We start from the raw sequence: 2,881 nt of genomic DNA, 5'->3' as shown, positions 1-2,881 counted from the left end.
GACCACATCCGCACACCGCGCCACCACATCCCACAACCCAGCCGGCGACGCCACCCCACCCGGATAACGACACGCCATACCCACAATGGCAATCGGCTCGGTCGCGGCGCTGACGAGTTGGCGGTTCCGCTGCTTGAGGTTCTCGGTCTCTTTGATCGACGCACGCAGCGCCTCGACAAGTTGTTCCTGGGAGATGGTCATTAGAAGCTCCACACGTCAATCGTCACGAGTCGGAATTGCCCAGCGCCATGCGAATCAAGTGCTCGGTATCCATCGCGTCAATGGCGTCGTGCTGGTCGGGTTCCTTGGGCTGGGCGGTTCCGTCTCCGAGGTCGGCGAGCTCCATCAGGAGGTCCAGGACTCCGGCTTCACGGAAGCGGGTCAGCGGGATGGTGGCGAGTGCGGCACGCAGCCGCCCCTCTTCCGGGTCCATCCCGTTGGAAGGCTGCCTTCCGTCCGCGTCCGGCAGCAGCTCGGCATGCAGGTGGCGGGCCAGGGCGGCCGGGGTGGGGTGGTCAAAGACGAGGGTCGCCGAGAGACGCAGAGCGGTGTCGGTGCCCAGGCGGTTGCGTAGCTCGACCGCCGTCAGCGAGTCGAAGCCCAGCTCCTTGAACGCCCGGTCGGGGCCGATGGGCCCGCCCGTCTCACCGTGTCCGAGGACGGCTGCGACGTGCGTACGGACCAGCTCCAGCAGTGCGTCCTCCTGCTCCTTCGCGGAGAGCGACGCCAGCCTTTCGGCCAGCGCGTCTCCCGCGGCCCCCGTGGCCTCGGCCGTGACAGCCGACCGCGTCGTACGCCGTCCGCCGGCAGCCCCGGCCCCGTTGCTGCCAGCGGTGCGCCGCCGCAACCCGCGCAGCAGGGCGCTGTCCGCGTCCCGGGCGAGCAGGGTCGGTACGTCCACCAGCATGGGCGCCACCACCGGCCGCCCCGCTGCCCTGGCGACCTCGAACAGCCGCATGCCGTCCTCCGCAGACAGCGGCCGCATCCCGCCGCGCTCGATGCGCTGGAGGTCGGCATCAGTCAGATGGGCACTGACGCCACTGCGGGGTGCCCAGAATCCCCACTGCAGCGAGGTGGCGGGCAGGCCGAGCGCGCAGCGGTGCTGGGCGAGGGCGTCGAGGAAGGTGTTGGCTGTGACGTAGTTGCCCTGCCCGGCCTCGCCGAAGGTGGCGGCGGCCGAGGAGTAGAGGACGAACTCGGCGAGCTTCGCCTCGCGCGTCAGCTCGTGCAGGTGCAGAGCAGCGTCGACCTTCGGACCCAGGACGCGGTCGAGCCGCTCGGGTGTGAGGGAGGTGACCAGTCCGTCGTCGATCACGCCGGCCGCGTGCACGACGGCCGTCAGCGGTCGTTCCGCGGGGATCGACTTCAGCAGGATTTCCAGCGCGCCGCGGTCAGCGACGTCGCAGGCCGCGACCTCGACGTGCGCGCCGAGCGCGGACAGTTCGGCCACCAGCTCCGCCGCGCCTTCGGCCTGGTCCCCGCGTCGACTGGTCAGCAGAAGGTGCCGAAGACCGTGCTCGGTCACCAGATGCCGCGCCATGAGGGCACCGAGCGTGCCGGTGCCTCCGGTGATGAGTGCGGTACCGGACGGGTCGAGTGCGGGGGCAGGGTCGGCGGTGGAGGCAGTGGCGTTGTCGTTGGTGTCGCCACCGGCACCGCCGTTGTCGTTGGTGCTTGTGTTGGTGTTGGTGTTGGTATCGGGGGCGTCGGTGCCAGCGGGTACGTGCGCGAGGCGGCGTACGAAGACTCGACCGTCCCGCACCGCGAGCTCCGGTTCGCCCGAGGCGAGGACCGCGGCAAGGTCGGCCGCCGTGAAGGCGGTTCCGTTGTCGGTACCGTCCTGGTGGTCGAGCAGGACCATCCGGTCGGGGTTCTCTGACTGGGCCGAGCGCACCAGGCCCCACACAGCGGCGCTCCCCAAGTCAGTGATGTCCTCGTCCGGCTCGGTGGCCACCGCACCGCGCGTGAGCAGGACCAACCGGGAGCGGGCGAAACGGTCGTCCGCGAGCCATCGCTGGACCAGGTCGAGCGCACGGTGCGCCGCCGCGCGCACCGCGTCGACGTCGGCTACGGCCCCGTCCCCGTCGTCGTTCGCGCTCTCGACCGGGCTGCCGATCGAACTACCGGTGGCAGCGACACGGCCGGTGCCCGGTCGGGCCGCCGCAGCACCGAACGCGGTGAGGACGACGGCAGGGACCATACCGTCCGCGACCATCTCTTCCAGATCGGAGTAGACCGGAGTCCCGTCGAGGGGCAGCTTCGTCGGTGCCTCGCCGAGCAGCCCCCACCCGTTGTCCGATCCGGTCGGACCCGTGGTCCCAGGGATGGGCGTGGCATTGGACAGTGGGGCCCATTCGCTGTGGAAGAGCCCGTCGTCCAGGATGCCGCGTCGTACCGGTGCGACAGCCGCCACGGCCTCGGGGGACAGCGGCCGACGGGCAACGGACTCGATCACCATGACCGGTGAACCCGTCTCGTCCGCGAGCGCGACGGCCACGGTCTTCCGACCGTCCGCGTCCTCGTCCGTGGGTGTGATCCGTACTCGTACGACCGAGGCTCCGGTCGCATACAGGACGACGCCGTCCCAGGCGACCGGTATCTCGACAACATCGCCCTTCGCGGTATCTGCAGCGGCGCTGGTCTCGATGCCGGCCGCAGCGCCCACGGTGAGGGCGGCACCCAGCACCGCCGTGTCGAGGAGGGCGGGGTGGATGCCGAAGCCGTCCGTCGCGGTGCCCTCCGGCAGCGCAACCTCGGCGTAGACCTCGTCACCAAGTTGCCAGGCCGCCCGCAGCCCCTGGAAGAGGGAACCGTGCAACAGCCCCTGGGCGGCGAAGCCGTCATAGAGAGCGTCCAGTCGAGCATCCGAGACCGGCTCAGC

2 protein-coding genes are annotated in these 2,881 nt (G+C 70.5%); both read right to left on the bottom strand.

From position 1 onward, the window contains the following. Nucleotides 1–201: polyketide synthase docking domain-containing protein (locus ACWGI8_RS42530; RefSeq protein WP_453668821.1), on the bottom strand; the 201-nt coding region annotated here is incomplete at its 3' end. 22 nt (nt 202–223) lie between these two features. Continuing rightward, the coding region (locus tag ACWGI8_RS42525) for a type I polyketide synthase (protein WP_453668820.1) at nt 224–2,881 on the bottom strand (2,658 nt) is incomplete at its 5' end.

This window comes from Streptomyces sp. NPDC054841, from assembly GCF_053611045.1.
This window is presented reverse-complemented; position numbering and strand designations above follow the sequence as displayed.